At 63.0% G+C, this 26,388-nt stretch carries 29 protein-coding genes; 9 read left to right on the forward strand and 20 right to left on the reverse strand.

Features of this window, described 5'->3' with window-relative positions; translation table 11 throughout:
• Positions 1 to 186: 186 nt before the first annotated feature.
• From ACVJNE_RS03585 to ACVJNE_RS03615, 7 genes are all read left to right on the forward strand, one after another.
• Positions 187 to 945: an SDR family oxidoreductase gene (locus ACVJNE_RS03585; protein WP_499562999.1), complete on the forward strand. Its 759-nt coding sequence runs from the start codon at positions 187 to 189 to the stop codon at positions 943 to 945.
• A 183-nt stretch (positions 946 to 1,128) separates the two neighbouring features.
• Complete coding sequence (rpsU, locus tag ACVJNE_RS03590) at positions 1,129 to 1,362, forward strand: 30S ribosomal protein S21 (RefSeq protein WP_173193307.1); 234 nt, start codon at positions 1,129 to 1,131, stop codon at positions 1,360 to 1,362.
• Between the two features lie 132 nt (positions 1,363 to 1,494).
• A complete protein-coding gene (locus tag ACVJNE_RS03595; RefSeq protein ID WP_376769189.1) occupies positions 1,495 to 2,367 on the forward strand; it encodes a tetratricopeptide repeat protein in 873 nt (290 codons plus the stop codon).
• 112 nt (positions 2,368 to 2,479) lie between these two features.
• Positions 2,480 to 3,067: an NAD(P)H-dependent oxidoreductase gene (locus tag ACVJNE_RS03600; RefSeq protein ID WP_499563001.1), complete on the forward strand. Its 588-nt coding sequence runs from the start codon at positions 2,480 to 2,482 to the stop codon at positions 3,065 to 3,067.
• A 78-nt stretch (positions 3,068 to 3,145) separates the two neighbouring features.
• Entirely contained in the window at positions 3,146 to 3,793 is a 648-nt protein-coding gene (locus ACVJNE_RS03605; RefSeq protein WP_499563003.1) for a helix-turn-helix transcriptional regulator, read from the forward strand.
• Entirely contained in the window at positions 3,790 to 5,223 is a 1,434-nt protein-coding gene (locus ACVJNE_RS03610; protein ID WP_499563005.1) for an MFS transporter, read from the forward strand. The genes ACVJNE_RS03605 and ACVJNE_RS03610 overlap by 4 nt, the downstream gene beginning before the upstream one ends.
• Before the next feature lie 2 nt (positions 5,224 to 5,225).
• Positions 5,226 to 5,855: a LysE family translocator gene (locus ACVJNE_RS03615; RefSeq protein ID WP_499563007.1), complete on the forward strand. Its 630-nt coding sequence runs from the start codon at positions 5,226 to 5,228 to the stop codon at positions 5,853 to 5,855.
• Between the two features lie 5 nt (positions 5,856 to 5,860).
• Here the strand turns inward: ACVJNE_RS03615 and ACVJNE_RS03620 are convergent, their stop codons facing one another.
• From ACVJNE_RS03620 to ACVJNE_RS03670, 11 genes are all read right to left on the reverse strand, one after another.
• Entirely contained in the window at positions 5,861 to 6,667 is an 807-nt protein-coding gene (locus ACVJNE_RS03620; RefSeq protein ID WP_499563009.1) for an ABC transporter permease, read from the reverse strand.
• On the reverse strand, positions 6,664 to 7,545 hold the full coding sequence (locus ACVJNE_RS03625; RefSeq protein WP_499563011.1) for an ABC transporter permease: 882 nt from the start codon (positions 7,543 to 7,545) through the stop codon (positions 6,664 to 6,666). The genes ACVJNE_RS03620 and ACVJNE_RS03625 overlap by 4 nt, the downstream gene beginning before the upstream one ends.
• A complete protein-coding gene (locus tag ACVJNE_RS03630; protein ID WP_499563013.1) occupies positions 7,538 to 8,605 on the reverse strand; it encodes an ABC transporter ATP-binding protein in 1,068 nt (355 codons plus the stop codon). The genes ACVJNE_RS03625 and ACVJNE_RS03630 overlap by 8 nt, the downstream gene beginning before the upstream one ends.
• A gap of 91 nt (positions 8,606 to 8,696) precedes the next feature.
• Positions 8,697 to 9,824: an extracellular solute-binding protein gene (locus ACVJNE_RS03635; protein ID WP_499563015.1), complete on the reverse strand. Its 1,128-nt coding sequence runs from the start codon at positions 9,822 to 9,824 to the stop codon at positions 8,697 to 8,699.
• A 246-nt stretch (positions 9,825 to 10,070) separates the two neighbouring features.
• Entirely contained in the window at positions 10,071 to 11,468 is a 1,398-nt protein-coding gene (locus ACVJNE_RS03640) for an NAD(P)(+) transhydrogenase (Re/Si-specific) subunit beta (protein WP_499563017.1), read from the reverse strand.
• Between the two features lie 10 nt (positions 11,469 to 11,478).
• Positions 11,479 to 11,901, reverse strand: a complete 423-nt coding sequence (locus tag ACVJNE_RS03645; RefSeq protein WP_499563019.1) for an NAD(P) transhydrogenase subunit alpha part 2 — start codon at positions 11,899 to 11,901, stop codon at positions 11,479 to 11,481.
• Complete coding sequence (locus ACVJNE_RS03650; RefSeq protein ID WP_499563021.1) at positions 11,901 to 13,154, reverse strand: Re/Si-specific NAD(P)(+) transhydrogenase subunit alpha; 1,254 nt, start codon at positions 13,152 to 13,154, stop codon at positions 11,901 to 11,903. Before ACVJNE_RS03650 ends, ACVJNE_RS03645 begins: the two co-directional genes overlap by 1 nt.
• 90 nt (positions 13,155 to 13,244) lie before the next feature.
• Positions 13,245 to 13,472, reverse strand: coding sequence for an aa3-type cytochrome c oxidase subunit IV (locus ACVJNE_RS03655; protein WP_173193331.1), 228 nt, complete (start codon positions 13,470 to 13,472; stop codon positions 13,245 to 13,247).
• 82 nt (positions 13,473 to 13,554) lie between these two features.
• Positions 13,555 to 14,772, reverse strand: coding sequence for an MFS transporter (locus tag ACVJNE_RS03660; RefSeq protein WP_499563023.1), 1,218 nt, complete (start codon positions 14,770 to 14,772; stop codon positions 13,555 to 13,557).
• Entirely contained in the window at positions 14,769 to 15,311 is a 543-nt protein-coding gene (locus ACVJNE_RS03665; RefSeq protein ID WP_499563025.1) for an NADPH-dependent FMN reductase, read from the reverse strand. The genes ACVJNE_RS03660 and ACVJNE_RS03665 overlap by 4 nt, the downstream gene beginning before the upstream one ends.
• 3 nt (positions 15,312 to 15,314) lie before the next feature.
• Complete coding sequence (locus ACVJNE_RS03670; RefSeq protein WP_499563027.1) at positions 15,315 to 15,749, reverse strand: YybH family protein; 435 nt, start codon at positions 15,747 to 15,749, stop codon at positions 15,315 to 15,317.
• Between the two features lie 74 nt (positions 15,750 to 15,823).
• Here ACVJNE_RS03670 and soxR point away from each other — a divergent pair, with 74 nt between their 5' ends.
• Both soxR and ACVJNE_RS03680 read left to right on the forward strand, forming a co-directional pair.
• Positions 15,824 to 16,294 carry a redox-sensitive transcriptional activator SoxR gene (gene soxR, locus ACVJNE_RS03675; protein ID WP_499563029.1) on the forward strand — a complete coding sequence of 157 codons (471 nt, stop codon included), beginning with the start codon at positions 15,824 to 15,826 and terminating at the stop codon, positions 16,292 to 16,294.
• Positions 16,295 to 16,356: 62 nt separating this feature from the next.
• Positions 16,357 to 17,088, forward strand: a complete 732-nt coding sequence (locus ACVJNE_RS03680) for a hypothetical protein (protein WP_499563031.1) — start codon at positions 16,357 to 16,359, stop codon at positions 17,086 to 17,088.
• A 12-nt stretch (positions 17,089 to 17,100) separates the two neighbouring features.
• On the opposite strand, the gene ACVJNE_RS03685 is transcribed toward ACVJNE_RS03680, so the two are convergent.
• The 9 genes from ACVJNE_RS03685 to ACVJNE_RS03725 all read right to left on the reverse strand — a co-directional run bounded on the left by ACVJNE_RS03685 (position 17,101) and on the right by ACVJNE_RS03725 (position 26,279).
• Complete coding sequence (locus ACVJNE_RS03685; protein WP_499563033.1) at positions 17,101 to 17,937, reverse strand: ABC transporter ATP-binding protein; 837 nt, start codon at positions 17,935 to 17,937, stop codon at positions 17,101 to 17,103.
• A gap of 162 nt (positions 17,938 to 18,099) precedes the next feature.
• Positions 18,100 to 19,413 carry an ABC transporter substrate-binding protein gene (locus tag ACVJNE_RS03690; protein ID WP_499563035.1) on the reverse strand — a complete coding sequence of 438 codons (1,314 nt, stop codon included), beginning with the start codon at positions 19,411 to 19,413 and terminating at the stop codon, positions 18,100 to 18,102.
• Positions 19,414 to 19,464: 51 nt separating this feature from the next.
• Entirely contained in the window at positions 19,465 to 20,541 is a 1,077-nt protein-coding gene (locus tag ACVJNE_RS03695) for a branched-chain amino acid ABC transporter permease (RefSeq protein ID WP_499563037.1), read from the reverse strand.
• Between the two features lie 12 nt (positions 20,542 to 20,553).
• Entirely contained in the window at positions 20,554 to 21,513 is a 960-nt protein-coding gene (locus ACVJNE_RS03700; protein WP_499563039.1) for a branched-chain amino acid ABC transporter permease, read from the reverse strand.
• Positions 21,514 to 21,538: 25 nt separating this feature from the next.
• Positions 21,539 to 21,682, reverse strand: a complete 144-nt coding sequence (locus tag ACVJNE_RS03705) for a DUF3096 domain-containing protein (RefSeq protein ID WP_499563041.1) — start codon at positions 21,680 to 21,682, stop codon at positions 21,539 to 21,541.
• 15 nt (positions 21,683 to 21,697) lie between these two features.
• Positions 21,698 to 22,525 (reverse strand): ABC transporter ATP-binding protein, encoded by an 828-nt coding sequence (locus tag ACVJNE_RS03710; protein WP_499563043.1) that lies wholly within the window; start codon positions 22,523 to 22,525, stop codon positions 21,698 to 21,700.
• Positions 22,522 to 24,501 (reverse strand): AMP-dependent synthetase/ligase, encoded by a 1,980-nt coding sequence (locus ACVJNE_RS03715; RefSeq protein ID WP_499563045.1) that lies wholly within the window; start codon positions 24,499 to 24,501, stop codon positions 22,522 to 22,524. The genes ACVJNE_RS03710 and ACVJNE_RS03715 overlap by 4 nt, the downstream gene beginning before the upstream one ends.
• A gap of 227 nt (positions 24,502 to 24,728) precedes the next feature.
• Positions 24,729 to 25,403, reverse strand: a complete 675-nt coding sequence (locus ACVJNE_RS03720; protein WP_444726193.1) for a Crp/Fnr family transcriptional regulator — start codon at positions 25,401 to 25,403, stop codon at positions 24,729 to 24,731.
• Positions 25,404 to 25,499: 96 nt separating this feature from the next.
• A complete protein-coding gene (locus ACVJNE_RS03725; protein ID WP_499563048.1) occupies positions 25,500 to 26,279 on the reverse strand; it encodes an N-acyl amino acid synthase FeeM domain-containing protein in 780 nt (259 codons plus the stop codon).
• Positions 26,280 to 26,388: the final 109 nt, after the last annotated feature.

Raw genomic sequence — 26,388 nt, forward strand, 5'->3', positions numbered from 1 at the left:
CCGTGTATCACTAGCGAAATGACACGGCCACTCTTGCGCTGTTTGCGACGGCGCGTGCCGTAATGCGTCGACCGCGACGACCCATCGCAACCCCTGTCCGATTTCGGGTGGCTGGCCCACACCCGCAGATGCGATCACCCCACCGTCCGGCCGGGCATGACTGCAACAACAACAAGGACAGGAATCATGTTTTCACTGAACGGAAAGGTGGCAATCGTCACCGGCGCAAGTTCGGGTATCGGCCGGGCGACCGCGCTGCTCTTCGCGCGCCAGGGCGCCCGGCTTGTGCTGGCGGCACGGCGCGAGCACGAGCTGGAGCGCGTACAATCGGAAATCGGGGCCGATGGCGGCGAAGCAGCGATCCTTGTCGGCGATGTCGCCGACGAAGCCTATGCCGCCGCATTGGTCGATCTGGCCATGTCGCGTTTCGGCAGCCTCGACATCGCTTTCAACAATGCCGGCGCTACAGGCGAAATGGGTGAATCGCACACGGTTTCACTAGACGGCTGGAACCGGACCATCGAGACGAACCTGACCGGGGCGTTTCTCGGTGCAAAGCACCAGATTCCGGCGATGCTGGAGAATGGCGCCGGCTCGATCATCTTCACCTCCACCTTCGTCGGTTACACGGTGGGCATGCCCGGCATGGCCGCCTATGCATCGGCAAAGGCTGGCGTGATCGGTCTGACGCAGGTTCTGGCCGCCGAATACGGACCGAGGGGCATCAGGATCAACGCCCTCCTTCCCGGCGGCACCGATACGCCTGCCGCAACGTTCAAGACGCCGGAAGAACGATCGTTCGTCGAGGGCCTTCACGCCCTGAAACGCGTCGCCGGGCCGGAGGAGATCGCGGCGACCGCGCTCTATCTGGCAGCCGACGAATCCAGCTTCACCACCGGAACGGCGCTTCTTGCGGACGGCGGCGTTTCGATCAACCGGGTGTGATTGAAAAGTGGTGTCCGGCCCGGTGAAGACAGAGAACCGCGCCGGGCATCGCTTTCCGCTCGACAAGCCTTTTGCGTTCTGCTAAGAGCCGCCGCAATTCGTGGTGTATCCGCCGCGGGGGCGCATGGGTATTGCGTCCGGAATTTTTTGACAACGCACATCAACCGGAAGACAGGAACGCACGTGCAGGTACTCGTCCGCGACAACAATGTTGACCAGGCGCTCCGCGCTCTCAAGAAGAAGATGCAGCGCGAAGGTATCTTCCGCGAAATGAAGATGCGCGGACATTACGAGAAGCCGTCCGAGAAGCGCGCCCGCGAAAAGGCCGAAGCCGTTCGCCGAGCCCGCAAGCTGGCTCGCAAGCGCGCACAGCGTGAAGGTCTCGTTGCTGGCGGCCGTTCGGCTCCTGCACGCTGATCACGCCAAGTTTTCGTCCTTTTCCGGCGATACCGACTAAGGTGGCGCGATGAGAATCGTCGCCACCTTTTTGATTCCAGGCCGCAGCCATTGCGCGGAACGTCTTCGTCCCCGGCACGTTCCGGTGGGGCGATGAAGCAGGGGGAGCCCAAGATGACAGAAGCTGCAACCTTTCGCGGTCCCGAGGTCAAGCTGACGGTCGCCGCTCTGGTTATGGCCGCCGCACTGTCTCTGGCCGGATGCCAGACCTCGACAGGCCCGCTCGTCGAGGTCTCCGAGGCCGAAGCAGCCCAGGCTTCGACCGAGAATATCTCTTCCCTCTCCGCCGTCATCCAGCGCAGCCCGAACGATCCGGAAGGTTACAATGTGCGCGGCTCGGCCTACGGGCGCGGCGGACGCTATCAGGACGCGCTGAAGGATTTCGAGACCGCCGTCCGTCTCAACCCGAATTTCTACCAGGCCTATTCCAACCGCGCGCTGATCTACCGGTACATGGGCGACCAGCAGGCAGCGCTGCAGGACTACAACCGCGCACTGCAGATCAACCCGAATTACGACGCCGCCTATATCGGACGGGGCAATCTCTACCGTCTCGCCGGGCGGGGCAACGAGGCTTTCCAGGACTTCGAGCGCGCCATCCAGCTCGATACCACCGATCCGCGCGCCTACCACAATCGCGGGCTTCTCTATCAGGCGCGCGGCCAGCACGACTTCGCGATCGAGGATTTCGCCAAGGCCATCTCGCTGGCGCCCAACGCCGCCGAACCTTACAACGGCCGTGGCCTGTCCTATCTGGCTCGCAACGACGAAGACAACGCGCTGGCGGATTTCAACACGGCGATCCGGCTCGACAAGACCAATGCCGAGGCCTGGGCCTATCAGGGACTGATCCTCGAACGGCGGGGCGACAACACGCGGGCCGCGCGATCCTATGGCGAGGCAGCGCGGCTGGATCCCAATCTCAAGGCGGCCAAGGACGGCCTCGCCCGCACCAAGGGCGCCTGAGCGACTTCTTCGTAACAAGCACGTACGCGCGCGGGGATGCGAATTGTCGGCCGCAAGGTAGACCGCGTCTGGATCGCTGGCGCATGGTGTGCTTCGTCAACGAGGCTTCCCAATGAACTGCCTGATCGTCCGCGCTCATCCGCTTGAGGAAAATCTCACCCGCCGGTTCTCCGATTTCGCGTCGAACAGGCTGGAAGCAGGCGGACACGAGGTCTCGCTTGTCGACCTTTACGCCGAGGATTTCGATCCGCGCCTGACGGCCGCCGAGCGTGCCTCATATTATGCCGACCGGTATGATCGGTCAGGCATGGAGCGCCACATCGCGGCGCTCGGCGCAGCCGAAATGCTGGTGCTCGCCTTTCCGACCTGGTGGTTCGGACCACCGGCGATCATGAAAGGCTGGCTCGACCGCGTCATGGCGCCCGGTGTGGCCTTTGACCATGGTCGCGATTTCGGGCCGATCGTACCGAAGCTTCCCGGCCTCGAACAGGTGATCGCCATCACCACGCTCGGCTCGCCATGGTGGGTCGACCGGTTGGTGTTGCGGCGACCGGTGCGCCGTGTCCTCAAGACTGCCGTTTTCGGCGGCTGCGCGCCCAATGCACGCTTCACCTACCTGCCTTTCTATCAGGCCGAGACAGCGACGGACGACAGGATCGCCCGTTTCGAGACGCGCATCGCGCGAGCAATTGACGGCTGAGCTCTGGATCAAGGTTTCACTCTAGGCTGACCTGCAAAATCAATATAGAAACCATATGGTTTTTATATTGGAGCGAGCATGCAGACGCCAGCTACCAGCGCGGATCGGATCCTGCGCTTCCTCAAGTTCCGGGGACCGCAGACCGCGGAAACGCTCGCGCGCCATCTCGGCATAACCGTTCCGGGCACCCGCAAACATCTCGGCGCTTTGCTTGATGAGGGCCTCGTGAAGCATTTCGACGAGGCGGGGTCGGTCGGCCGCCCACGACGTTACTGGCAACTGACCGAGAAGGCGCAGGCCCGCTTTCCAGACGCTCACGCAGCGCTGACCGTGGAAATGATCGCCTCGATCCGCGCTGTCTTCGGTAACGACGGTCTCGACCGCCTGATCGGCGAGCGTGAGCGCCAGACGCTCGCCCGCTACCGTGCCACGCTTGCCGGCATCGCCGATCTCCCCGCGCGGGTCGAATGCCTCGCCCGTCTTCGCAGCGAGGAAGGCTACATGGCCGAAACCGTCAGGCTCGACGACGGAACGCTGCTGCTCGTTGAGAACCACTGCCCGATCTGCGCGGCAGCGCGAACCTGCCAGAACTTCTGCCGGTCCGAACTCGATGTCTTCGCGGCAGTGCTAGGGCCCGACGTCAAGGTCGAACGCGGCGAGCACCTTCTGTCCGGCAGTCGCCGGTGCACCTACCGTATCGTACCGGCCAAGGAGTTCGCGGCATGAGCCACACGCAAGAGCTGCGGCCCGAGTGGCGTGACCTGTGGGCAAGCGGCGACCTCGGCCGCTTCTGCTTCATCTCGCTCGGCATCGTCCTGCATGCCTCCAACGAGACGATGATCGCCACCATCATGCCGAGCATGATCTCCGACATATCCGGCGTCGAACTCGTTGGCTGGTCGCTGTCCATCTATGAGATCGGCTCCATCACCGCAGGGGCCGCAGCCGGGCGGCTGATCAGCTACATGGCGCTGCGCACCAACATGGTCGCCGCCGCCCTGCTTTATGCAGCCGGCGCTGCGCTCTGCGCCACCGCGCCCGACATGCACTGGTTTCTCGCCGGCCGGCTGCTCGAAGGTTTTGGCGGCGGCGCGCTCGTGTCGCTGTCTTACGTGTCGATCGAGAGGCTGTTCCCGCGCCTGATATGGCCCCAGCTTTTCGCCATCGTCTCGGTTGTCTGGGGCGTGTCGGCCTTCGGCGGGCCGCTGGTCGGCGCGCTTTTTGCCGAAACCGCGTCCTGGCGATGGGCGTTCGGCGCGTTTGCCATCGCCGGAGCCGGCATGGCGCTGGTCAGCCTCGGAGTGTTGCGCGGGCCGCAGGCCACACAGCGCAAGGCCAGCCCCGAAGGCGTGCCGCCCTTCCCCTGGTTGCCGCTGCTGGTGATGGCGGCAGCGATCATGGCGATCGCCCTCGCGGGCATCCGCAACGACCTCGCCAGCGCCGTCATCCTGCTTGCGGTCGGCGCAGTCGGCCTTGCCGCGTTCTTCCTGCTCGACGCCAGAAAGCCGCGCTCGCGACTGTTCCCGACACGACCGCTCGACATGAAGACGCAGGTCGGCAACGGCATCGTCATGATGGCGGCATTGTCGGCCGGCACCATAACCTTCTCGATCTACGGCCCGCTGATCCTCACCAGCCTGCATGGCATACCGATCCTGACCACCGGGTACATCATTGCGGCGGAATCGATCGCCTGGTCAGTCATGTCCATCCTCGTCGCCAAGGCGCAGCCGCAGCACGAGCGCGCAATCATTCTTGCCGGCGCGCTGATGATTTTCGGCGGCATGGCAGGCTTCGTCTTCGCCGTTCCCAGTGGCTCGATACCGTTGATACTCGCCTGCGCGGTCCTGCAGGGCGGCGGCTTCGGCATTGCCTGGCCGTTCGTCACCCGTCTCATCGTCTCTTCCGCGCGTGAGGAGGAACGAACCGTCACGTCGTCGGCCGTGCCAACCATGCAGAGGATCGGCTACGCCACCGGCGCGGCACTGGCCGGCATCGTGGCCAATGCGGCTGGTTTCTCCGAAGGTCTTTCGGGTGAAACAGCGGCAAGCGTGGCCCAATGGCTGTTCCTTGCATTCCTGCCCTTCGGCGTGCTGGGTTCCGTCGCGGCGCTGCGGCTGATGAATGGCGAGCGCAAGCGCACCACGACGGAATAGCCATGCCCGAGACGACAAACCTGATCGCTTTCGCCCTCATCGCGCTCGGCATGGTGCTGACGCCCGGCCCCAACATGATCTACCTGATATCCCGGTCTATCAGCCAGGGTCCCGTCGCCGGCCTTATCTCGCTGGGCGGGGTGGCGCTCGGTTTCGTCTTCTACATGCTCGCCGCCGTCTTCGGCATAACCGCGCTCGTGATGGCGGTGCCGTTTGCCTACGATTTGCTTCGCTTCGCAGGTGCTGCCTATCTGCTGTGGCTTGCCTGGCAGGCCGTGAGGCCCGGCGGCCGCTCGCCGTTTCAGGTGCGCGAGTTGCCGAAGGACAGTCCGCGCAAGCTGTTCCTCATGGGGCTCTTCACCAATCTCCTCAACCCCAAGGCGGCCGTGCTTTACATGTCCCTGCTGCCGCAATTCATCGACCCCGCGGGCAACGTGCTCACGCAGGCGCTCACCCTCGGCTTCATGCAGATCGCGATCAGCTTCGTGGTCAACGCGATGATCGCCATCGCCGCCGGCGGCATCGCGCTCTTCCTGATGAGGCACCCGTTCTGGCTGGCGCTCCAGCGCTGGTTCATGGGAACCGTCCTGGCCGGCCTCGCCGTCAGCATAGCGGTCGAAGCGCGGCGCTAGAACACCTACGCCGCTTTGCCCGCCTTCGCCTGCCTACGCCGTGCGATCTCGTAGGCGACAGCGCCCAGAACGGTGATCGCGATCATGATAAGCGCTAGCGCGTTGACGGCCGGCGTCAGTCCGGTCCGCACCTTGGTGGCGATGAACACGGTCAGCGGCGTATCGAACCCACGCACGAACAGCGTCGTGTTGTAGTTCTCGACCGACTGGAGCACGGCGAGGAAGGCGGCCGCGATCAGCGCCGGCTTGAGGAACGGCAACAGGATGCGCCGGAACACCATGAATTTCGACGCTCCAAGGCCGAGTGCCGCTTCCTCCTGCGTTCGGTCGAAGCGCTGCAGGCGTGCGGCGACCATCAGCATGACGTAGCAGATGATGAAGCTCGCCTGCGCGACGACGATGAGGAACACGCCGCCCCCGACGCCCAGTTGCCGCCACAGGACCAGCGTGGCGATGCCAATCACGACGCCAGGCGTGAGCAGCGGCGAGACCATCACGGCGTAGAGGAAGCCCCGCGCCCGCGCATGCAGGCTTGTCAGCATTAGTGCCGCCGCGGTGCCGACGGGCAGCGCGATCAGCACCACAAAGAACGCGACGACGATCGACGTCCAGACGGACTGCCACATCGCGCTGTCGGACGAGAGTTCGGAGAACCATTGCAGCGTTGTGCCCTGCCAGGGTGTCACCGTCGGAAAGCGGCTCGAATTGAAGGTCGCAGCGCCCATGATCGCCAGCGGCGCGAACAGATAGACAAAGAACGCGACCAGGTAGAAGCCGAACAAGGCGCGCGCGATGCGGTCGGCGGCGCTCATTTCGCGACATCCGTCAGGTTGACGCGCGCCAGCTTCAGCGTCACCAGCACCACCGCCAGGCAAAGCACGAGCAGCACCAGCGCATAGGCGGCACCGCGGTTCCAGTCGCCGCCCTCGAAGAACCAGTTGTAGATGATTTCGGTGAACCAGCGGCTGCCCGGCGCACCGAGCAGCGCCGGCGCGACATAGGAGCCGGCTGCGAGCATGAAGGTGAAGACGCAGCCGGTCGCTATGCCGGCCTTGGCATGAGGCATCACCACGCGCCAGTGGATGCGCCAGGTCGATGCGCCGAGGTCACGCGCCGCCTCTATCTGCGCCTTCTCGAGGCTTTCGATCGCGTTGTAGATCGGAAACAGCATGAACAGGATGTAGGCGTAGATCATGCCGGCGAGCACGCCGCCATTGCCGTAATATCGCATCGGCTCGTCGATGACGCCGATACTGAGCAGCAGCGCATTGAGCGGCCCGCGGAAGGCGAGCAGGATGTACCACGCCAGCGTGCGCAGCACCTCGTTGATCCAGAACGGGATCGTCAGTGCCAACAGTGCGATGGCCGTCTGGCTCGGGGTCGCGTGCTGCGCCAGCCAGAAGGCGAGCGGATAGCAGACCACGAATGTCGCGAATGCCACAAAAGCGCTCGCCCAGATCGTCTTGAAGAAGATCGAGCGATGGACGGCTTCGTTGGCCAGATAAAGCACGTTGTCGAGCGAATAGACGTCGTTCGGTCCGCCGATCTGCGACGGCGGCAGGTTCGGCCGCAACGCGTAGTCGACCATCATGATGTTGGGCGCGAGCACCATGCCCGCAATCCACAACAGCACCACGGCCAGGAAGGTGGTGGCAAGCCCGCCGCCGAACCGTTTGTAGAGCTCACCCATCGGCAAGCACCACGGCATGACGCTGGTGGAACGCGAAGGAGGTGCGAGAGCCGATGGCAGGCGCGCTCGAAAGATCTGTGCTGGAGATCGAGGCGACGAGTTCCGACCCGTCGTCGAGGCGGCCGTGGGCGAGCGCGAACGCCCCCTCGAAATCGATGCGCTCCACGGTGGCGGCCAGCGCGTTGTCGCCGCCCTTGCCCGTGACGAGTGCTTCCGGCCGCACATAGAGCCGGGCGGCTTGTCCCTGCGCCACATCCGGCCCTGCTCGGCCGCGCATGACGCCGAGCTTGGTTTCGACGGTCGCGATTCCGGCGTCGATCGCGATGATCTTTCCAGAAAAGGCGTTGGTTTCGCCGACGAAGCTTGCAACGAACGGCGTCGCCGGGTTGTCGTAGAGTTCGCGCGGCGCGCCCACCTGTTGCAGCACGCCGGCACTCATCACCGCGATGCGGTCGGACATCGCAAGCGCCTCGGACTGGTCGTGCGTGATGTAGATGAAGGTGACGCCGGTGCGCTTCTGCAGCGCGCGCAGCTCGGCGCGCATGTGCTGGCGCAGCTTCAGGTCGAGCGCCGACAGCGGCTCGTCGAGCAGAAGCACCTGTGGTTCGACCGCGAGCGCGCGGGCAATCGCCACGCGCTGGCGCTGGCCGCCGGAAAGCTCGCCCGGCATGCGGTCGCCGTAGCCTTCCAGCGCGATCAACTTGAGCAGCTCGTCGGCCCGCTTGCGGCGTTCGGCCTTTGATGCACCGCGCGCCTCCAGCCCGAAGGCGATATTTTCCCACACCGGCATCAGCGGGAAGAGCGCGAGCGACTGGAAGATCATTGCAGTCGGCCGCTGATCGGGACCCAGCCCCGCCATGTCGCGCCCGCCGATGACGATCCGGCCCTCGGTCGGGTTCAGGAAGCCGGCTATCATCCGCAGGATGGTGGTCTTGCCGCAGCCCGAGGGGCCGAGGATCGAGAAGAACTCGCCGCCCTCCACCGTAAACGAGACGTCGCCCACGGCCCGCGTCGTGCCAAAGGTCATGCCGATGTCGTGAAGTTCAACCGAATGCGACATGCCGCCCCTTCTTCAATCCGGTATTCCAGCCATGCCGCGCACGGGCGCCGGTGCATCGGGAGCCGCCAGTCGGCGGCTCCCGAATAATGGATCAGGCCGAGAGGAAGCGGTCCTGATATTCGTTGCGCTTGGTGACGTACCAGCTCTCCTGGATTGGCCACCACCACAGCTTGTCGAGCGCATCGCTCGGATAGGCGGCGGCGAAGAATGCCTTGGCTTCGTCGGAAAGAAGGTCGGCAGCCCCTACGGCCGTCGAGTTGATCGACGTGGCGTTGGAGTACATCGCGCCTGCTTCCGGCGTCAGGAACCAGTTGATGAAGGCATAGGCCTGGTCGATGTTTTCCGCGCCTGAAGGGATCGAGACGCCTTCCATCCACGCCAGTGCGCCTTCCTTCGGCGCGATGAAACCGACCGGCAGGCCTTCCTTTGCAAGCGCCGCACCGGTCGAATCCCAGGTCTGGCCGATCGCCGCGCCATTGACACGGAACGCGCCCTGCGCCTCGTTTTCGTTCGACCAGAACTGCACGATGTTGCCCTTGCGCGCGATCGCCTCGGCGAGGATCACGTCGAAGATTTCGACCTGAGCTTCCGGGCTGGCGAAGGCGTCGAGCAGCGGCCGCGGCAGCTTGCCTTCCGCTTCGAGCCAGAGACCGAGGCCGACGAGGCTGGAATGGCCGCGCACGGTGGCCTTGCCTGCCATCTCTTCCTTCCAGATGTCGCCGTAGGATGCGGTGCCGTATTCCAGCGGGGCCTGTTCCTTGTCGAAGGCAAGCGCCTCGGTGCCCCAGTCCGTCGGCACCTGATAACGCTTGCCGTCGATGACAGCGCCGAACTTGGCGGAATTCTCCCAGGCACTCGGCAGGCACTTCGCGACTTCGATCTTGGCTTCGTCGAGCGGCTGGATCAGCTCGAATTCGACGTAGTTCGGCACGCGGTCAACCGTCGGCCAGATGATGTCGAAACCGGCACCGTTGTTGGCGCGGAGCTGGTTCAGCAGTTCGTCATTGGTGCCGTAGGGGGTGTAGTTGGCCTTGATGCCGGTCGCCTCTTCGAAAGCGGCCAGCATTTCGTCGTTGAGGTAGCCTGCCCAGGCAAAGACGTTGACCGAGCCGGATGACCCTTGCGCGAAGCCCTTGCGGGAAACGAAGGGGGCTGCGAGCGAAAGTCCTGCCACGCTTGCCGCGCCCTTGAGTAGCGTGCGTCTTTGGAACATTGCCATGAAAGTTCTCCCTGTAAGGTTGCGTATTGCACGCGTTTATTTTCGCTATGATACAGTTCGATGACGATCCTGCAATTGACTCGATAGGCTGATGGCCGCACCGGCCAGCCGGCTAATGGGATGCCGCTGCATCTTCAGCGACGAGTTCCGGCCTAGCAAAGAGCCGACGCGGCAAATTAGCGTCGGCAAGTGACAAAAAACCCGGCGCTTCCGCCGGGTTTTTCATATTCACAAAGCAACGTGGGCCTAGTGGTCCATCGCCTTGACGATCTCTTCGGTCATCTTCTTGGCATCGCCCAGAAGCATCATCGTGCCGTCCTTGTAGAACAGGGTGTTGTCGATGCCGGCATAGCCGGAGCCCAGCGAGCGCTTGACGAACAGGCAGGTGCGCGCCTTGTCCACGTCGAGGATCGGCATGCCATAGATCGGGCTCGACTTGTCGTCGCGCGCCGACGGGTTGGTCACGTCGTTGGCGCCGATGACATAGGCGACATCGGCCTGGGCGAACTCCGAGTTGATGTCCTCCAGCTCGAACACCTCGTCATAGGGCACATTGGCTTCGGCCAGCAGCACGTTCATGTGGCCCGGCATGCGGCCGGCGACCGGATGGATAGCGTATTTCACCTCGACGCCGGCGGCCTTGAGCTTGTCGGCCATCTCACGCAGCGCGTGCTGGGCCTGCGCAACCGCCATGCCGTAACCCAGCACGATGATGACTTTCTGCGCGTTCATCATCAGATAGGCGGCGTCATCGGCCGAACCCTGCTTCACCGTGCGTTCGATGCCGTCGTCGGCCGCCGCGGCAGTCTCGCCGCCGAAACCGCCGAGGATGACGGAGATGAACGAGCGGTTCATGCCCTTGCACATGATGTAGCTGAGGATCGCGCCCGAGGAGCCGACGAGCGCGCCGGTGATGATGAGCGCGAGATTGCCGAGAGTGAAGCCGAGGGCTGCGGCCGCCCAGCCCGAATAGGAATTCAGCATCGACACGACGACCGGCATATCCGCGCCACCGATCGGGATGATGAGCAAGATGCCGAGTAGCAGCGACAGAAGCACGATCAGCCAGAACACCGTCGTCGACTGCGTGGTCACCATCATGATGACCAGCACCACCAGCGCGATGCCGATTCCGGCATTGATCACGTGGCGCATGGGCAGGAGGATCGGCTTGCCCGACATACGGCCGTCAAGCTTCAGGAAGGCAATGACCGAGCCAGTGAAGGTAACGGCGCCGATGGCAACGCCCAGGCTCATTTCGATGATGGCTTGCGTGTGGATGTCGCCCACGATCCCGATGCCAAAGCTTTCCGGCGCATAAACGGCGGCAGCCGCGACGAGAACCGCGGCGAGACCGACCAGCGAGTGAAAGGCAGCAACGAGCTGCGGCATCGAGGTCATGGGAATGCGGCGTGCGATCACCGCGCCGGCGCCGCCGCCGATTGCAAGACCGGCGAGGATCAGCGCGAAACCGGATGGCGACGGAATCGCAAGCGCCAGCGTCGTGAGCACGGCAATGGTCATGCCGATCATGCCATAGACATTGCCCTGGCGGCTCGTCGTCGGGTGCGACAGGCCGCGCAGCGCCATGATGAACAGCACGCCGGAGATAAGGTAGAGGAAGGAGGCGAGATTTTCGCTCATCTGTCAGGCCTCACTTCTCTTTTTTCTTGTACATCGCCAGCATGCGCTGGGTGACGAGGAAGCCGCCGAAGATGTTCACCGACGCAAGGATGACGGCGATGAAGCCGAAGCCCATCGCCGCGCCTGACACCGAAATGCCGACCGCCAGCAGCGCGCCCACGATGATGACGGAGGAGATCGCGTTGGTCACGGCCATCAGCGGCGTGTGCAGCGCCGGCGTCACCGACCAGACGACGTAGTAGCCGACGAAGATCGCCAGCACGAAGATCGCGAAGCGGAAGATGAAGGGGTCGACGCCGGTTGCCGCGTGGGCGCCGGCTGCGATCGCGTCGACTGCCTGCGCTGCCTTCTCGTCCTGAAAGGCCAAGCGCACGGCGGCGGCAGCCTGCTCAAGCTGCTCGATGGCGCGTTCCAGAGTACCATTCTGTTCCATCACGCACCTCCCTTGGTTTTGGGTGCCGCGGGCTTGCGGGCTGGAGCCTTGCGCGGCGCAGCAGCCTTCTTGGGCGCCGCAGACTTTTTCGCTGGCGCTGCTGCCTTGGCAGTCGCTTCCGCCTTGGCGAAGTTCGCGTGCACCACCTTGCCGCTATGCGTCAGCAGCGTGGCCTTGACCAGTTCGTCATCCGGGTTGACGACCACCGCCTTCTTTTCCTTGTCGATCATCGTCTCGAGGAAAGCGAAGAGGTTCTTGGCGTAGAGCAGCGACGACGATGCTGCGACACGGCCGGGCACGTTCAGATGACCGATGATCTTGACGCCGTTGGCGGTCGTGACGACCTTGCCCGGCACTGAGCCCTCGACGTTGCCGCCGCGCTCGACCGCGAGGTCGACGATCACGGAACCCGGCTTCATCGAGGCAACCATCGCCGCCGAGATCAGCTTCGGCGCGGGACGGCCCGGGATCAGCGCGGTGGTGATGACGATGTCCTGCTTGGAGATGTGGTCGGCGGTGAGCGCGGCCTGCTTGGCCTGATATTCCTTCGACATTTCCTTGGCGTAGCCGCCGGCGGTTTCCGCGGCCTTGAACTCCTCGTCCTCAACGGCAAGAAATTTTGCGCCAAGCGATGCGACCTGCTCCTTGGCGGCTGGCCGCACGTCGGTCGCCGTCACAACGCCGCCGAGACGCCTCGCCGTCGCGATCGCCTGCAAACCGGCCACACCAACGCCCATGACGAAGATCTTGGCAGCGGGCACCGTGCCGGCAGCGGTCATCATCATCGGCAGCGCGCGGTCATATTCCGCAGCCGCGTCGATGACGGCCTGATAGCCGGCGAGGTTCGCCTGCGAGGACAACACGTCCATCGATTGCGCACGCGTGATGCGTGGCATGAATTCCATGGCAAAAGCGGAGATGCCGGCTTTGGCCATCGCCGCGACAGCCGCATCGTTGCCATAGGGGTCCATCGAAGCGAGCACGACCGCGCCCGATTTGTAGCTCTTCAGCTCAGCCTCAGTCGGTCGGCGCACCTTGAGCACTACGTCGGCCTTGCCCGCATCCGACGACTTGCCGATGGAACCACCGGCAGCAACGAAATCGGCATCGGGTATGCGCGAGCCTGCCCCGGCGTCCTTTTCGACGACGACGCTAAAGCCCAGCCCGGACAGCCGTTTCACCGTATCCGGCGATGCCGCGACCCTCGCTTCCGTTGCGTCAACCTCTTTCGGCACGAATATCGTCTGTCCCACCGGCAAATCCTTTCGGTTGGAACCTCATCCCCGACACGCGACAGTCCCCCGCGGAACTGCCGAAAGCAACCCCCGACAGCTGTTGCGCGACTAGCGCAGCAGGAATGCGCCGACGGCGCTGATCAGGATAAAGAGGATCGTGGCTGAGAAGAAGCCGGCGCTCGTGAAGAAGCCGAACGCCATCGCGATGAGAAGCGCGACCGTGAGGAGCGACACGTATTTCGTGATGCCGAGGAACAGAGAATAAGTCTTCTCGTGCTCGGAATAGTCCATCTCGGCGCCCATTTCGACCGGACCGGTCGGTGTGTTGTCTGCCATCGCAGGAATCCCTCCGGAAATGCTATCGAGCGCTGATACCTAAATCAGCGCTCGAGGGCAATGGGAGGAATTTCGCGGCACCCTATGCGGACCGCCTCGCCACCGCGCTGGCGAAAGCGACAACAGCAACGAGGCAAAGCAGCAGCCCGCCCAGCAGAAAGGTCGGCGGATAGCCATAGGCGTCGACGAGGGGCTGACTTGCCACCGGCGACAGGAACTGACCGAGGAAGATGCTCGAAACGAGCCCGCCCGACAGCCGGCCTCTCAAATGCGCCGGTGCAGCCGCCAGCAATGTGGTGCTCAGGTTCGGCATCACCAGACCGAAGCCGACGCCGGAGAAGACCATCGCGGCCACGAGCAGCCCGAGGTTGGGCGCAATCCCCTGCAACAGCATACCGAGCCCCATGATCGCGAAGCCGGTGCCGAACAGCACCCAGGGCGACAGCCGCTGCCGCAGGCGTCCGAACGCGAGCGATCCCGGCAGTACGCCCAGCGTCGAGGCGCCGAAGGCCAGCGCGATCGTCGTCGGTGTGCCGTTGTAGGCTTCCGCGATCAGGAAGGGCGACTGGGTGGGTAGGATCATATAGAGGAGCGGGCAAAGCAGCGCGAGCGCGTAGACGGCCATCACGACGCTCATGCTGGCCGGCTCACTGCCCGGCATGGCGCCCGCCGCCTGCGTATCCAGGCGAGGACGGTTTGGAACGAACAGCCAGAAGGCCAGCACCAGCGGCGCGGCAGCAAGGTAGATCAGGAACGCACCACGCCAGTCCATCTCGGCAAACACCCCGGCCATAAGGATCATGCTGAGTGCGACCATCGAGTTTGCGCCGACCTGTCGGCTCATGATCGCGCCCCGCGCCTGCGGCTCGAACATGTCGCCGATCAGCGACGTGAATCCCGCCATGAGGAACGCCACCGACAAGCCGAGCCCGGCGCGGGTCGCGAGCAACACCTCGAGACTGTCGGCGATCGAGCCGGCAGCACCGAAGACGACGAAGGCGACAAGCGACCAGAACACGACAGGCCACCGTTCGAGCCTGTCGAGAACGTAGCCGGCCAGCGGCGCGGCGACCGCGATGACGAGAGCCGGCAGCGTGACGATGAGCCTCACGAGATAGGCCGCACCGGGCTGCCCGGCGAAATGCGCCTCGATTGCGGGCAGCGCGGGTGCGACGACCGCGGTCGCCATCACCACGAGCGAACCGACCAGTACCAGAGTGGCCTGGGCCGCCCGGCCGGGGGCGGGAGGTGCAGGAACCGCTGCCGCCGCCACGTTCTCAATCTTGGTGAGCGCGTTCATGCCGCCTCTCCGAACTGCATTGTGTTGCGAGCCCTGGACAGCGCCTCCGCCCACCAGTGAAGGCGCGAAAGCAGCGTTGCCATCGAGCGCTCGGCATCCGCCGGCTCCCGCAACATTCCGTCGGGGCCAAAGCGTTTCCATGCGCCCGCGAAACTGACGGTGTCGCGAATGCCCACGGTGTGAAGCTCAGCAAAGACGCCGCGCAGATGCTCCACAGCCCGCAGACCGCCGGAAATGCCGCCATACGAGACGAAGGCGACAGGCTTTGCGTGCCACTCCACGCCGTAGGAATCGACAAGCGCCTTCAGCGGCGCCGGAAAGGAATGGTTGTATTCCGGCGTCACCACCAGAAACGCATCGGCAGCGCTGAGCTGTATGCCGACCGCGTCATATGTCTCGCCCCTGGCCGGATCGACCGTGATGATGTCATAGCGCCCGTCAGCCTCGATCTGCTTCAAGGCCCAGGCAACCACCGCATCGCACAGCCTGCCCTCACGCGTGCTGCCGTAGACGATCGCCAGCTTTGTCCTCTCCGTCATTGGTCAGGCTCCTTCCGGGCTGAGAATCAGCGTGTTCTGGCCGGCGACGATCTTCCACCCGTCTGCCTCACGGGCGATGACGTAGATCGGCGTCGCGCCGGGCTCGGGCAGCTCGCGGCCGCTGGCATCCGTCGGCACCTGTAATAGATTGACCACGCCGACATCGGTGCGCACGGGCACCACGTCAATGATCTCATAGCGCGCAAAATTGCTCCGGTTGCGCGTCATCATGGCGCGCGCCAGCTTTTCGATTTCCTGCCGGCCTCGCACCCGCACCCCGAGCGCGTTTGTCCACGACGCGTCGTCGGCAAGATTGCGGCCCAGTGCCATCGGGTCCTTGGCGTTGAAGGCCTCCTGCATCGCATTCACCAGCGCATGTGCTGCGGCCTTCAGTTCCAGGCTGGGCTCGTGGACATATTTCTGGATTGCCGTCGCCATCGTCTCTCTCCTTGGTTTGCAATGGAACAGCCTCTCTGCTACAACCTCAACAATAGTTGAGGTCAACACCGAAAATGAAAAAAGACCAAACTCCGCCGAAACCCCGTCCCTTTCCGCGTGACCTGAGTGTCGGCGAGGTTGCCGCACGCAGCGGCGTGGCTGTTTCTGCGCTGCATTTCTACGAGAGGCAGGGCCTCATCCGCAGTTGGCGCAGTCAAGGCAACCAGCGACGCTACCCGCGCGAGGTGCTGCGCCGCGTCGCCGTCATCAAGATCGCCCAGCGCACCGGCATACCGCTGGCGTCCATCAAGCTGGCTCTGGCCGCCTTGCCCAATGAACGCACACCGACGGCCGACGATTGGAAACGGCTTTCGGAGGGATGGCGCGAGGAGCTCAACGAACGCATTCGCAAGCTCACGCAGTTGCGCGACCGCCTCACCGGCTGCATCGGCTGCGGTTGCCTTTCGGTGCGCGAGTGCCCTTTGCGCAATCCCTACGACGAACTCGGCCACGAGGGCCCGGGCGCCCGCCTGCTCGAAGACTGAGCGGGCAACCGTTGGCAAAATGCAACACGTGGAAAGGGAATTGCCGCGCTGCACAATCGTGATTGGAACGTCGGGCGCTGCGAGGTTACGTCTCCGCAACTGATCGAAACAATCCGTTACCATCGAAGCCGACAACCGCAATGACCATCCGCAAACATCTCCTGGCGGCAGCGCTCGCGTGCAGTGTGGGGCCGTTCCCTTTGCTTTCAGGCGCCAATGCAGGCGATCGCCCGCTGATCTGGGAGTTCTCGAAACAGTCCGACACCTCGTACTCGGCGCGGCTGGGCAGTTCCCTGCCACGCGTGCCTGAAGCCAGCATTGGTGCCGACATCAGGATGCGCGGCCCTGATCCGGCAGTCTTCGGCGATCCTGTATCGCTTTGGGCAGACCTTAGGCTCGCCGAACGAAACAAGCCTCGGGCGAAACGTTCAGCGCATCTGAACGCCCGCATCGACGGGCGTTCGGGCAGGCGCAGCGTTTCTCTGGACAACAGCGTTACCCGCCGACTGCAAAGGCTGGATGCCGAATTGAGCCAGCGCGTGACGGTTTTTCAAGAGCCTGCGGCTGACCATAAAACGCGGCTCCGCGCGAGCCAGAGCGTGCGGCTTTCCTCGCCGGGCACGCGAACCACCGTAACGGCGCGGGCATCGCGTTCGGACAGCGAAAGCTGGCAGACCAGCATTGCCGTCGAACAGTATCTCAGACAATCGATCCGGCTCAGCGCCAGCGTCGAGAACCCCGGCACCTCAAGCCGAGCCGGGCGGCTCGGCGCCCGCTACCGCTACGACTGGTAGTGCGCGGACGACCTAGGCCAGCCAGCGCTTGCGCCGCTTGTAGTGCTTGACGTCCTTGAACGAGCGACGGCCTTCGCCGCCGACGCCGAGGTAGAATTCCTTCACATCCTCATTCTCGCGAAGCGCCTGGGCCTCGCCGTCGAGCACGATGCGGCCAGACTCGAGAATGTAGCCGTATTTCGCATAGCGCAGGGCGATGTTCGTGTTCTGCTCGGCGAGCAGGAAAGAAACGCCCTGCTCCTCGTTGAGCTTTTTCACGATCTCGAAGATTTCCTCGACGAGCTGGGGTGCCAGCCCCATCGACGGTTCGTCGAGCAGGATCATCTTCGGGCGGCTCATGAGCGCGCGTCCGATGGCGGTCATTTGCTGCTCGCCGCCTGAGGTGTACCCCGCCTGGCTCTGACGCCGGACCTTTAGTCGCGGGAAATATTGGTAGACGAGGTCGAGATCCTCGCGGATCGCGGCATTGCCGTCTCGTCGCGTGAACGCGCCGGTCAGCAGATTGTCCTCGATCGACAGGTGACCGAAGCAATGCCGGCCTTCCATCACCTGAATGCAACCCCGGCGCACCAGTTCATTGGGCGACAACGCCTGCACCTGATCGCCTTCGAAGACGATGTTGCCCTTCGTCACCTCACCGCGCTCTGCGCGCAGCAGGTTGGAGATCGCTTTCAGCGTGGTGGTCTTGCCCGCGCCGTTGGCGCCCAGCAGGGCCGTGATGCCGCCGCGCGGAACGCTGAGCGACACACCCTTCAGCACCAGGATGACGTGATCGTAGATCACCTCGATATTGTTGACCGCAAGGATGGTATCGGCAGGTTGCGGTTCAGAAGCGTGAGACGCGGTCATGAAAGCTCCGGCGCGGATCGTTCGCTTGCCCGTCTGGGGCAGGCAATTCCGAAGAAACCGCGCGAGGGGCGGTTCCTTCGGGGTTCATAAAGGGGTGCCGGCGCAGCCCCTCGCCTGTCTGCCGGCACCCTCTCCCCGCGGACGGGGAGAGGAAGGCTGATGCTACATCGAGCACTCTTCGTTTGTCGGCCACGGCGCGTTGGCAGCCGCGTATTTCGCGGCTTCCTCCTCCACCAGCGGATCGATGAGGGCCCGGTCGGCTGACAGAAGTTCGGAAACCTTCTCGAACTTCTCGCCGTCCCACTGAACCATCCATGCGCCGGCGTTGCCGGTATGGTTGGCGCAAGTGGTCTTGAGCGGTCCCATCATGCCCTCGACGCCGAGTTCGGCGAGGCGGGCGTCGTCCATGTTCAGGTTTTCAAGCCCCCAGCGGAGCTGTTCCTGATTGATGTTGGGCGTGCCTGCATGGTCCTGCGCCACGCGGACCGCTTCCGCCAGAATGACCGACATCAGCACGCCGCGCTGATAGGCCATGCTGTCGAACTCGCCGCCGGCCTGGTCGATCTGCGATTTTCCGGCATCCACGACGTGCTTCTTGATGTCCTGCATGACCGGCGCCTCGGAATCGGTGAAATTCCAGCTCAGCGCCCGATAGCCCTTGCCGTCGGCTCCAACGAGCTTGAGGTCCGGGTTGTGCGCGCCCCACCAGACGCTGACGAACTGATCCATCGGATAGCGCGTCTTGACCGCTTCGGTAACGGCGCCGGCATTCATCGCGCCCCAGCCCCACATGATGACGTAGTCGGGACGTTCGCGGCGGATCTGCAGCCACTGCGCCGACTGGTTCTGCATCTCCGTCAGGCCGACCGGAATCGGCAGGAAGGTGAAGCCGTGCTCGGCGGCAAGCTTCTCGAACAGCGGAATCGGCTCCTTGCCGTAGGGATGGTCGAGGTGCAGGAACGCGATCTTCTTGCCGTTCAGATTGGCGACGTCACCATCGCCGAGCGCCGTCATGATCATCGAGGCGCCGTCCCAGTAGGACGTCGGCGCATTGAAGGCCCACTTGAAGGTCTTGCCGTCCTGCATGGCGGAGAAGCCGTAGCTCGGGCCGAACATCGGGATCTCGTCGACATTCGTGCGCGGCAGCACCTGCAGCGTGATACCCGTCGACCAGGGCTGGGTGACAAGGGCACCCTCGGACTTCAGGCGTTCGTAACACTCCACGCCCTTCTCGGTGTTGTAGCCCGTTTCGCATTCGTCGAACGCGATCTTGACGCCGTTGATGCCGCCATCGCGCTCGTTGAGCATGGTCATGTAGTCGAGCTGACCGTTCTGGTGCGGCGTGCCGGTCGCCGCGAACGGTCCCGTGCGGTAGGACATGTTCGGCAGTTTCAGCGTATCCTGAGCCACGGCCGACAAGGAAAGCCCTGCCAGTATCGTGGCCGAAAGCAGTACGTTTGCGATCAGTTTCTTCATTCTCTCCTCCTTCGAACCCGGTTGCCCGGACTTCCTCCACTTCGAACCCGCTCAGTGCGGGAACGGCCATATGATGAGTTTTTCCCGTGCCACCGCCCATAGCCGCGCGAGACCGTGCGGCTCCAGGATCAGGAACAGGATGATGAGAGCACCGATGATCATGATGTTAAGGTGATCGACCGTAGCCGGTGTGAGCGGCAGGCCCAAAGCAGCCGGCACGCCACTGATGATAACCGGCAATGCAACGATCAGAATCGCCCCGAGATAGTTGCCGAGGATAGAGCCAAGGCCGCCGATGATGGCGATGAACAGGACACGGAAAGACAGCGGTATGTCGAACAGGTTCGCCTCGGCCGCGCCACGCCAGAGAAAGACGAACAGCGCGCCCGCCACGCCGATGATGTAGGACGACACGAAGAATGCGAGCAGCTTCGCCTTCATCAGGTTGATGCCCACCAGTTCAGCCGCGATGTCCATGTCGCGCACGGCCTTCCATTGCCTGCCTATACGGCCGCGCGTGAGGTTGATCGCGACGAACGTTATCAGCGTCACCGTGCACAGGACGAAGAAATACTGGTTGACGGCCGGCGCGGTCGGTCCCGCAAAGGTGAAGCCCAATATGCTGATATTGGGCACCTGAATGGCGCCGGAGGCCGAATAGTTGTAGAGCCAGCCCCACTTCTGGAACAACCATACAAGGAAGAACTGCGCGGCGAGCGTCGCGATCGCCAGGTAGAACCCCTTGATCCGCAGTGACGGCAGGCCGAAGGCGACGCCGATCGCCGCCGAAACGAACCCCGACATCAGCACCGCGGCAAGAAGGTTGAGACCGGGGAAGATCGTCATCAGCTTGTAGCAGGCATAGGCGCCGACGCCCATGAAGGCGCCGGTCCCCAGCGAGAGCTGCCCTGCATAGCCCGTCAGGATGTTGAGCCCCAGCGCCGCCAGCGAATAGATCAGCACCGGGATCAGCAGCGTGCGGAAAACGAACTCGCTGGCCGTCATCGGGAAGACGACGAATGCCAGCACCAGAATGAATGCGAGTAGCCACGCATCCTGCCGCACGGGGAAGAGGGCGAAATCGGCCTTGTAGCTGGTCTTGTATTGTCCGGCGACGCGATAAAGCATGACGAAATTTCCTTACACGCGCTCGATGATCTTTTCGCCGAACAGGCCCTGCGGCCGGAAAAGCAGCACGAACAGCGCAAACACGTACGCGAACCAGGTCTCGGTGTTGCCACCCAGCAGCGGCTGTCCCCAATAGATCTCGAACAGCTTTTCGAGGATGCCGATGAGCAGTCCGCCGATAATGGCGCCCGAGACCGATTCCAGCCCGCCAAGCATCAGCACCGGAAGCGCCTTGTAGGCGATCACCTCCAGCGCGAACGACACGCCAGCGCGCGCACCCCAGGCAATGCCGGTCACCAGCGCCACGACGCCGGCGATGAACCAGACCAGCACCCAGATCGTCGACAGAGAGATGCCGACCGAGAGCGCGGCCTGGTGGTCGTCGCCGAGCGCGCGGATCGCGCGCCCCATCTTAGACTTGTTGAGGAACATCAGGAGCGCCAGCACGAGGATCACCGCGCCGGCCACCGCCGTGACATCCTTCTGCTCGATCAGCAGGAAGCCGCCAAACGGCTCAAACTCGAAACTGCCTGTCGGAATCATCAGTTCCTCGGTGATCATTCGCTTGTTTTCACCACCGAAGATGATTTCGCCGAAGCCGATCAGGAACAGCGTGATGCCGATCGTCGCCATGAACAGGATAATGTCGGGCTGGTTCACCAGCGGACGCAGCACGACGCGCTCGATGCTCATAGCCAGCACATACATGACCGCAAGCGTCATCGGCACCGCGAGCAGGGCCGGCACGCCGTTCTCGTGCAGGCCGACCAGGGTAAGCGCGGCGAACACCACCATGATGCCCTGCGCGAAGTTGAAGATGCGCGACGACTTGAAGATGAGCACGAACCCAAGCGCGATCAGCGCATAGAGGGTGCCGGAGACGGTTCCTTCCCAAAGCACCTGCAGCAGGAAATCGGGCGCGGTCGCCATATCCGCGAAGGGCTTGATCAGGATCGAGTGCAGAAATTCCATTCTCCGGCTTCCCCCTATGAGCCCGTCAGGGCGTCAGTTGCGGAAACAGGCCCACAAGGCCGATAACGATGAGGTAGATCGCAACGATGTAGTTGAGCAGTCGCGGCACGATCAGGATGATAACGCCCGCGATCAACGAGATCAGCGGTGTCAGCGGCAGGTTTTCCATCGGGTTTCCTTTCCATCAATGGGCTACGCCAAGATAGGCATCGATGACCGACTGGTCGTTCTTCACCTCGTCCGGCGCTCCGTCGGCAATCTTCTTGCCGTAGTCCAGAACGACGACACGGTCGGAAAGGTCCATGACCACGCCCATGTCGTGCTCGATCAGGGCGATCGTCGTGCCGCGCTGCTGGTTCACGTCGATGATGAACCGGCTCATGTCCTCTTTTTCCTCGAGGTTCATGCCCGCCATCGGCTCGTCGAGCAGCAGCAGGGAGGGCTCCATGGCCAGCGCGCGGCCAAGTTCCACGCGCTTCTGCAGTCCGTATGGCAGCTTGCCGACGGGGGTGCGACGTATGTGCTCGATCTCAAGGAAGTCGATGATCTCCTCGACCTTCTCGCGATGCTCGATCTCCTCGGTCAGCGCCGGACCGTGCCACAGCATCTGCCAGCCGATGTTGCGCTTCATGTGGACGGAGCGGCCGGCCATGATGTTGTCCAGCGTCGTCATGCCCTTGAACAGCGCGACGTTTTGGAAGGTGCGTGCAATGCCCTGACGCACCGCATGGTGCGGCTTCATAGCCCGGCGCTGTTGACCGCGGAAGGTGATGGTGCCTTCCTGAGGCGTGTAGAAGCCGTTGATGACGTTCAGCATCGACGTCTTGCCGGCGCCATTCGGGCCAATGATCGCCCGGATCTCGCCCTTCTTGACGTCGAAGGAGATGTTGGTGATCGCCTTCACGCCGCCGAACGACAAGGAAACGTTCTTGACCTCCAGCAGGGTATCGCCCTTGGCGACACCGTCATCGTCTGCAGCTATGAACTGGGTTCCGGCAGCGTGGGCGTTCATTCTGCTGCCTCCCTCACCGCCTGCGGCTGGGGCGAACCATGCATCGTGGCATCGGCGATCTTCACAGTCGCCCTGATCTTGCCCTTGCGGCCGTCCTCATAGGTGACTTCCGTCTCCACATACTTCTCCGTCGAGCCGTCATAGAAGGCGGCGATAAGTTCGCGGTAGCGTTCGTCGACGAAGGCACGCCTCACCTTCTGCGTTCGCGTCAGTTCGCCGTCGTCGGCGTCGAGTTCCTTGTGCAGAATGAGGAAGCGCTTGATCTGCGCACCGGCCATCATCGGCTCTTTGGAAAGGCGCCGATTGGTCTCGTCGACGTTGCGCGCGATCATCTCGTAGACCTGTGGGTGCCCCGCGAGTTCCTGATAGGACGCGTAGGCGATATTGTTGCGCTCTGCCCAGTCGCCGACGGCCTGAAGATCGATGTTGATGAAAGCGGTCGCAAAATCGCGGTCGTTGCCGAACGCTACCGCTTCCTTGATGTTCGGGAAGAACTTCAACATGTTCTCGATATATTTCGGCGCGAACAGCGAACCGTCGTTCAGCCGGCCTACATCCTTGGCGCGGTCGATGATCTTGAGCTGACCGTCCTTGTCGAAGAAGCCGGCATCACCGGTCTTGATGAAGCCGTCCGGTGTCAGCACCTCCGCGGTCTTCTCATCCTCCTTGTAATAGCCGGAGAACTGGCCGGGCGAGCGGAACAGCACTTCGCCGCTTTCCGAAATGCGGATGTCGACGTTTGGCGTGGCAGGCCCCACCGTGTCGGCTCGTACCTGACCGTCCTGCTGGGCCGTCACGTAGAGGAAGGCCTCGGTCTGGCCGTAGAGCTGCTTGAGGTTGATGCCGAGGGAGCGGAAGAACGAAAACAGGTCGCCGCCGATCGCCTCGCCAGCCGTATAGGCAACCCTGATGTTAGACATGCCGAGCACGTTGCGCAGCGGCGCGTAGAGCAGCACGTTGCCGAGTGCGTAGGCCAACCGGCCGGAAAGCGGCACCGGGCGCTTTTCCAGGATAGCCTCGCCGTGCTTGCGGGCAACCTCAATGAAGTGCCGGAACATCCACTTCTTGAACCGCCCTGCATCCTCCATGCGGATCGTCACGCTGGTCAGGAGACCTTCGAAGACGCGCGGCGGCGCGAAATAGAACGACGGCGCGATTTCCCGCAGGTCCTGCGGAACGGTCTGCGGGCTTTCCGGGCAGTTCATGCAGAAGCCGGCCACGTAACCTTGCGCGTAATTCAGATAGTGGTCGCCCACCCATGCCAGCGGGAGATAAGCCAGCACGCTGTCGTGCTCGGTGATCCGGTCGAAGGCGACTGTGTCGGATGCGGCCTGCACGGCGCCCGCCGCCTTGATCATCACCCCCTTGGAGCGCCCGGTTGTGCCAGACGTATAGAGCATGACGGAAACATCGTCGCCGCTGCCGTTGCGGATGCCTTCCTCCCAGCGCCGGGCCCGCTCGGGCTCGGCCGCCAACACCGCGAGGCCTTTCGCCTGCACCGCGGCGAAGCTGTGCAACCCTTCCGAAGGATAATCCAGCAAGCCTCGAGGCTCGTCGTAAATCACTTCGGACAGCGCGGGAATCTTGTCCTTGAAGGATTGGATCTTGTCGACCTGCTCCTGGTCCTGGACGACCGCGAAGCGGACGCCCGCATGGTCGAGAACATAGGCCATCTCCTCGGCCACCGCGTCGGCATAGACCGGTACCGGCACCCCGCCCAGAGATTGAACCGCGACAAATGTCCAGTAGAGCCGGGGACGGTTCGCCCCCACCACCGCGACTTTGTCGCCGCGGGAAAAACCGATCGCTTCGAGGCCGACGGCAAATGCCCGCACCTCGTCGAGCTGCTGTGCCCACGTCCAGCTCTGCCATATGCCGTGATCCTTGTGGCGCATGGCAGGGCGATTGCGGAAACGGTCCGCATTGAGCAGCAGATACTTCGGAAACGTATCAAGCGAGGTCGCAGCTTGCGCCAAAACCCAATTCCTCCCGTCGGAAGCGTTCAACCGCCCCTTATGCCCGACAGGCACCTCCCGCCTGTCGGAAATCCTCTTCTTCGTCGGAAGTTTTCACGAATCGCCCCGTCAGGCAACAATGCCCTTGACAGACAGACCGGCACATTGTCTTTTTAGCTGGGCGCTCGTGTGAGCTCGCCCTTCCAGAAATCGCTGAAACATTGTGTGGGACGTGGCCGTGCCCGCGTTTACGCGTCGTATATCGTGAGCGCCTGAATGTTGATCGGCGTGATCCGGCCGTGCTCGACCCTAAGGAGCCCCTCGTCCTGAAGCTCCTGCAGGCAGCGGTTGACCACCTGGCGTGAGACGCCTACCAGCAGGCCGAGTTCCTCCTGGCTGATCTCCACCGCAGGTCCTGCCTTGGGGTAAAGCACCCGGTTGAAGAACCACGACAGGTTGCGCGCCACGCGCGCCTTGGGGCCGAGAATGCGGTCGTATTCGATCGTCGCAAGAAACTGTCCCATGCGCTCGTTTAGCGCGCGGACCAGATAGCGGTTGAAGCCCTTGCTGTTCTCGTAAAGCCACATGAAGGTGGCGCGCTGCACCATCAGCATGCGCGTATCGCGGATTGCCACGACATCGTATTTGCGTGGTTCGTCCTTGAGAACCGACCCCTCGCCAAACCAGCTTCCGTCCGTCGCGCCGGCAAAGGTCATGGCCTTTCCGTCCCGGGAGATGGCGCTGATCTTCACCAGCCCGCTGACGACCCCAGTCCAGTGATCGAGCCGGTCGCCGCGATGGCAGACATAGCTGCCCTTTGCGAACTGCCGTTCGACGACCCCGCGCCGGACGCGCTCTATCTCGTCTTCCGTCAGTTCGCCGGACCATATCGCCGCGCGAACGATGTCTTCCCTTGCGTTCATATGTCCTCGAATGCGGGCAGTTCGCCTATCGCCCGTATCTGCGACGGCTTATGAACGCCCCTTCCCCGAAAGACAAGAAAAACGGACCGGAACCGGTCAGGCGGCGCGCTTCATGTATTTCGCCGTCGGCAGGATGGTCAGCGGGGCGAGTTCGCCCTTAGGCGGCCGGGCAAACAGCATCCTCTGTTCGAAAGGGGTCGACTTGAAGAACGGAAAGCGCTCGATGGTCTTCGCCATGTTCTCCGAGCATTTCGACTGGAACAGGTAAACGGGGCAGACGAGACCCGGATACGTCCGCGAAGGCATCGTCTGCTCGGAACCGAATATGCGGCGATAGAAACCCGTATGCTCTTCCTTGATTGCAGTCAGGCAATAGTCGACATCGAAGTAGGAGCAGGCCGCCACCGCCAGACGCAAGGTCACGTAGGGTAGCGCCTTGAACGCGCGGGAAAATTCGCTGTCCGCGGCAAAGCGACTTGGATCGATGAACGTCTCGCCCGCGGCAAGTCGCGGTTTAAGTTCATCGCCAAAGACCTGCACGCTCGGCGAAACCGGCATCTGTGGGTGGACGTGGTGGACACGGATCGTGCTCGCCAGTTCGCCGTCGATGAAGATGCCGAAGCGATAGGAGTTAGGCAGGTCGTCGAACTCGTCCTCGACGATACGCGTCGATGAGCCCGTTATCATCCCGCTTGCGAGATAGGCATCGTAACGCAGGCGATAGATCGCCTCGATGTCTTCGCCGCTTTCACAGCGCCGGTATTCGATGTGCTCAAGCAGTGCGGATACGCTTCTGGAAAAGCTGGACTCTTCCGCCGACGCAACAGAGGCCGCACCCTCCACTGCATTCGAAAGCGGTACTACTCGTGACTCCATCATATCCCCGCAACTGGTCACGTCACTCGACCAAATTAACGGTACATTAACCTAGAGGTGAGTAAAGGCGAAAATCCGAGCCTCGCCGTTTACCGAAAGTTAACCTTAA

Source organism: Mesorhizobium sp. DxT (assembly GCF_058448885.1).

Coding starts and splice junctions, on each gene's coding strand:
- ACVJNE_RS03615 (WP_499563007.1), top strand. CDS start 5,226: ATGCCCGAGACGACAAACCTGATCGCTTTCGCCCTCATCGCGCTCGGC.
- ACVJNE_RS03630 (WP_499563013.1), bottom strand. CDS start 8,605: ATGTCGCATTCGGTTGAACTTCACGACATCGGCATGACCTTTGGCACG.
- ACVJNE_RS03690 (WP_499563035.1), bottom strand. CDS start 19,413: ATGAAGAAACTGATCGCAAACGTACTGCTTTCGGCCACGATACTGGCA.
- ACVJNE_RS03720 (WP_444726193.1), bottom strand. CDS start 25,403: ATGAACGCAAGGGAAGACATCGTTCGCGCGGCGATATGGTCCGGCGAA.
- ACVJNE_RS03595 (WP_376769189.1), top strand. CDS start 1,495: ATGAAGCAGGGGGAGCCCAAGATGACAGAAGCTGCAACCTTTCGCGGT.
- ACVJNE_RS03610 (WP_499563005.1), top strand. CDS start 3,790: ATGAGCCACACGCAAGAGCTGCGGCCCGAGTGGCGTGACCTGTGGGCA.
- ACVJNE_RS03670 (WP_499563027.1), bottom strand. CDS start 15,749: ATGGCGACGGCAATCCAGAAATATGTCCACGAGCCCAGCCTGGAACTG.
- ACVJNE_RS03660 (WP_499563023.1), bottom strand. CDS start 14,772: ATGAACGCGCTCACCAAGATTGAGAACGTGGCGGCGGCAGCGGTTCCT.
- ACVJNE_RS03665 (WP_499563025.1), bottom strand. CDS start 15,311: ATGACGGAGAGGACAAAGCTGGCGATCGTCTACGGCAGCACGCGTGAG.
- soxR (WP_499563029.1), top strand. CDS start 15,824: ATGAAAAAAGACCAAACTCCGCCGAAACCCCGTCCCTTTCCGCGTGAC.
- ACVJNE_RS03635 (WP_499563015.1), bottom strand. CDS start 9,824: ATGGCAATGTTCCAAAGACGCACGCTACTCAAGGGCGCGGCAAGCGTG.
- ACVJNE_RS03710 (WP_499563043.1), bottom strand. CDS start 22,525: ATGAACGCCCACGCTGCCGGAACCCAGTTCATAGCTGCAGACGATGAC.
- ACVJNE_RS03685 (WP_499563033.1), bottom strand. CDS start 17,937: ATGACCGCGTCTCACGCTTCTGAACCGCAACCTGCCGATACCATCCTT.
- ACVJNE_RS03700 (WP_499563039.1), bottom strand. CDS start 21,513: ATGGAATTTCTGCACTCGATCCTGATCAAGCCCTTCGCGGATATGGCG.
- ACVJNE_RS03705 (WP_499563041.1), bottom strand. CDS start 21,682: ATGGAAAACCTGCCGCTGACACCGCTGATCTCGTTGATCGCGGGCGTT.
- ACVJNE_RS03585 (WP_499562999.1), top strand. CDS start 187: ATGTTTTCACTGAACGGAAAGGTGGCAATCGTCACCGGCGCAAGTTCG.
- ACVJNE_RS03725 (WP_499563048.1), bottom strand. CDS start 26,279: ATGGAGTCACGAGTAGTACCGCTTTCGAATGCAGTGGAGGGTGCGGCC.
- ACVJNE_RS03605 (WP_499563003.1), top strand. CDS start 3,146: ATGCAGACGCCAGCTACCAGCGCGGATCGGATCCTGCGCTTCCTCAAG.
- ACVJNE_RS03640 (WP_499563017.1), bottom strand. CDS start 11,468: ATGAGCGAAAATCTCGCCTCCTTCCTCTACCTTATCTCCGGCGTGCTG.
- ACVJNE_RS03625 (WP_499563011.1), bottom strand. CDS start 7,545: ATGGGTGAGCTCTACAAACGGTTCGGCGGCGGGCTTGCCACCACCTTC.
- ACVJNE_RS03655 (WP_173193331.1), bottom strand. CDS start 13,472: ATGGCAGACAACACACCGACCGGTCCGGTCGAAATGGGCGCCGAGATG.
- ACVJNE_RS03620 (WP_499563009.1), bottom strand. CDS start 6,667: ATGAGCGCCGCCGACCGCATCGCGCGCGCCTTGTTCGGCTTCTACCTG.
- ACVJNE_RS03645 (WP_499563019.1), bottom strand. CDS start 11,901: ATGGAACAGAATGGTACTCTGGAACGCGCCATCGAGCAGCTTGAGCAG.
- ACVJNE_RS03600 (WP_499563001.1), top strand. CDS start 2,480: ATGAACTGCCTGATCGTCCGCGCTCATCCGCTTGAGGAAAATCTCACC.
- ACVJNE_RS03695 (WP_499563037.1), bottom strand. CDS start 20,541: ATGCTTTATCGCGTCGCCGGACAATACAAGACCAGCTACAAGGCCGAT.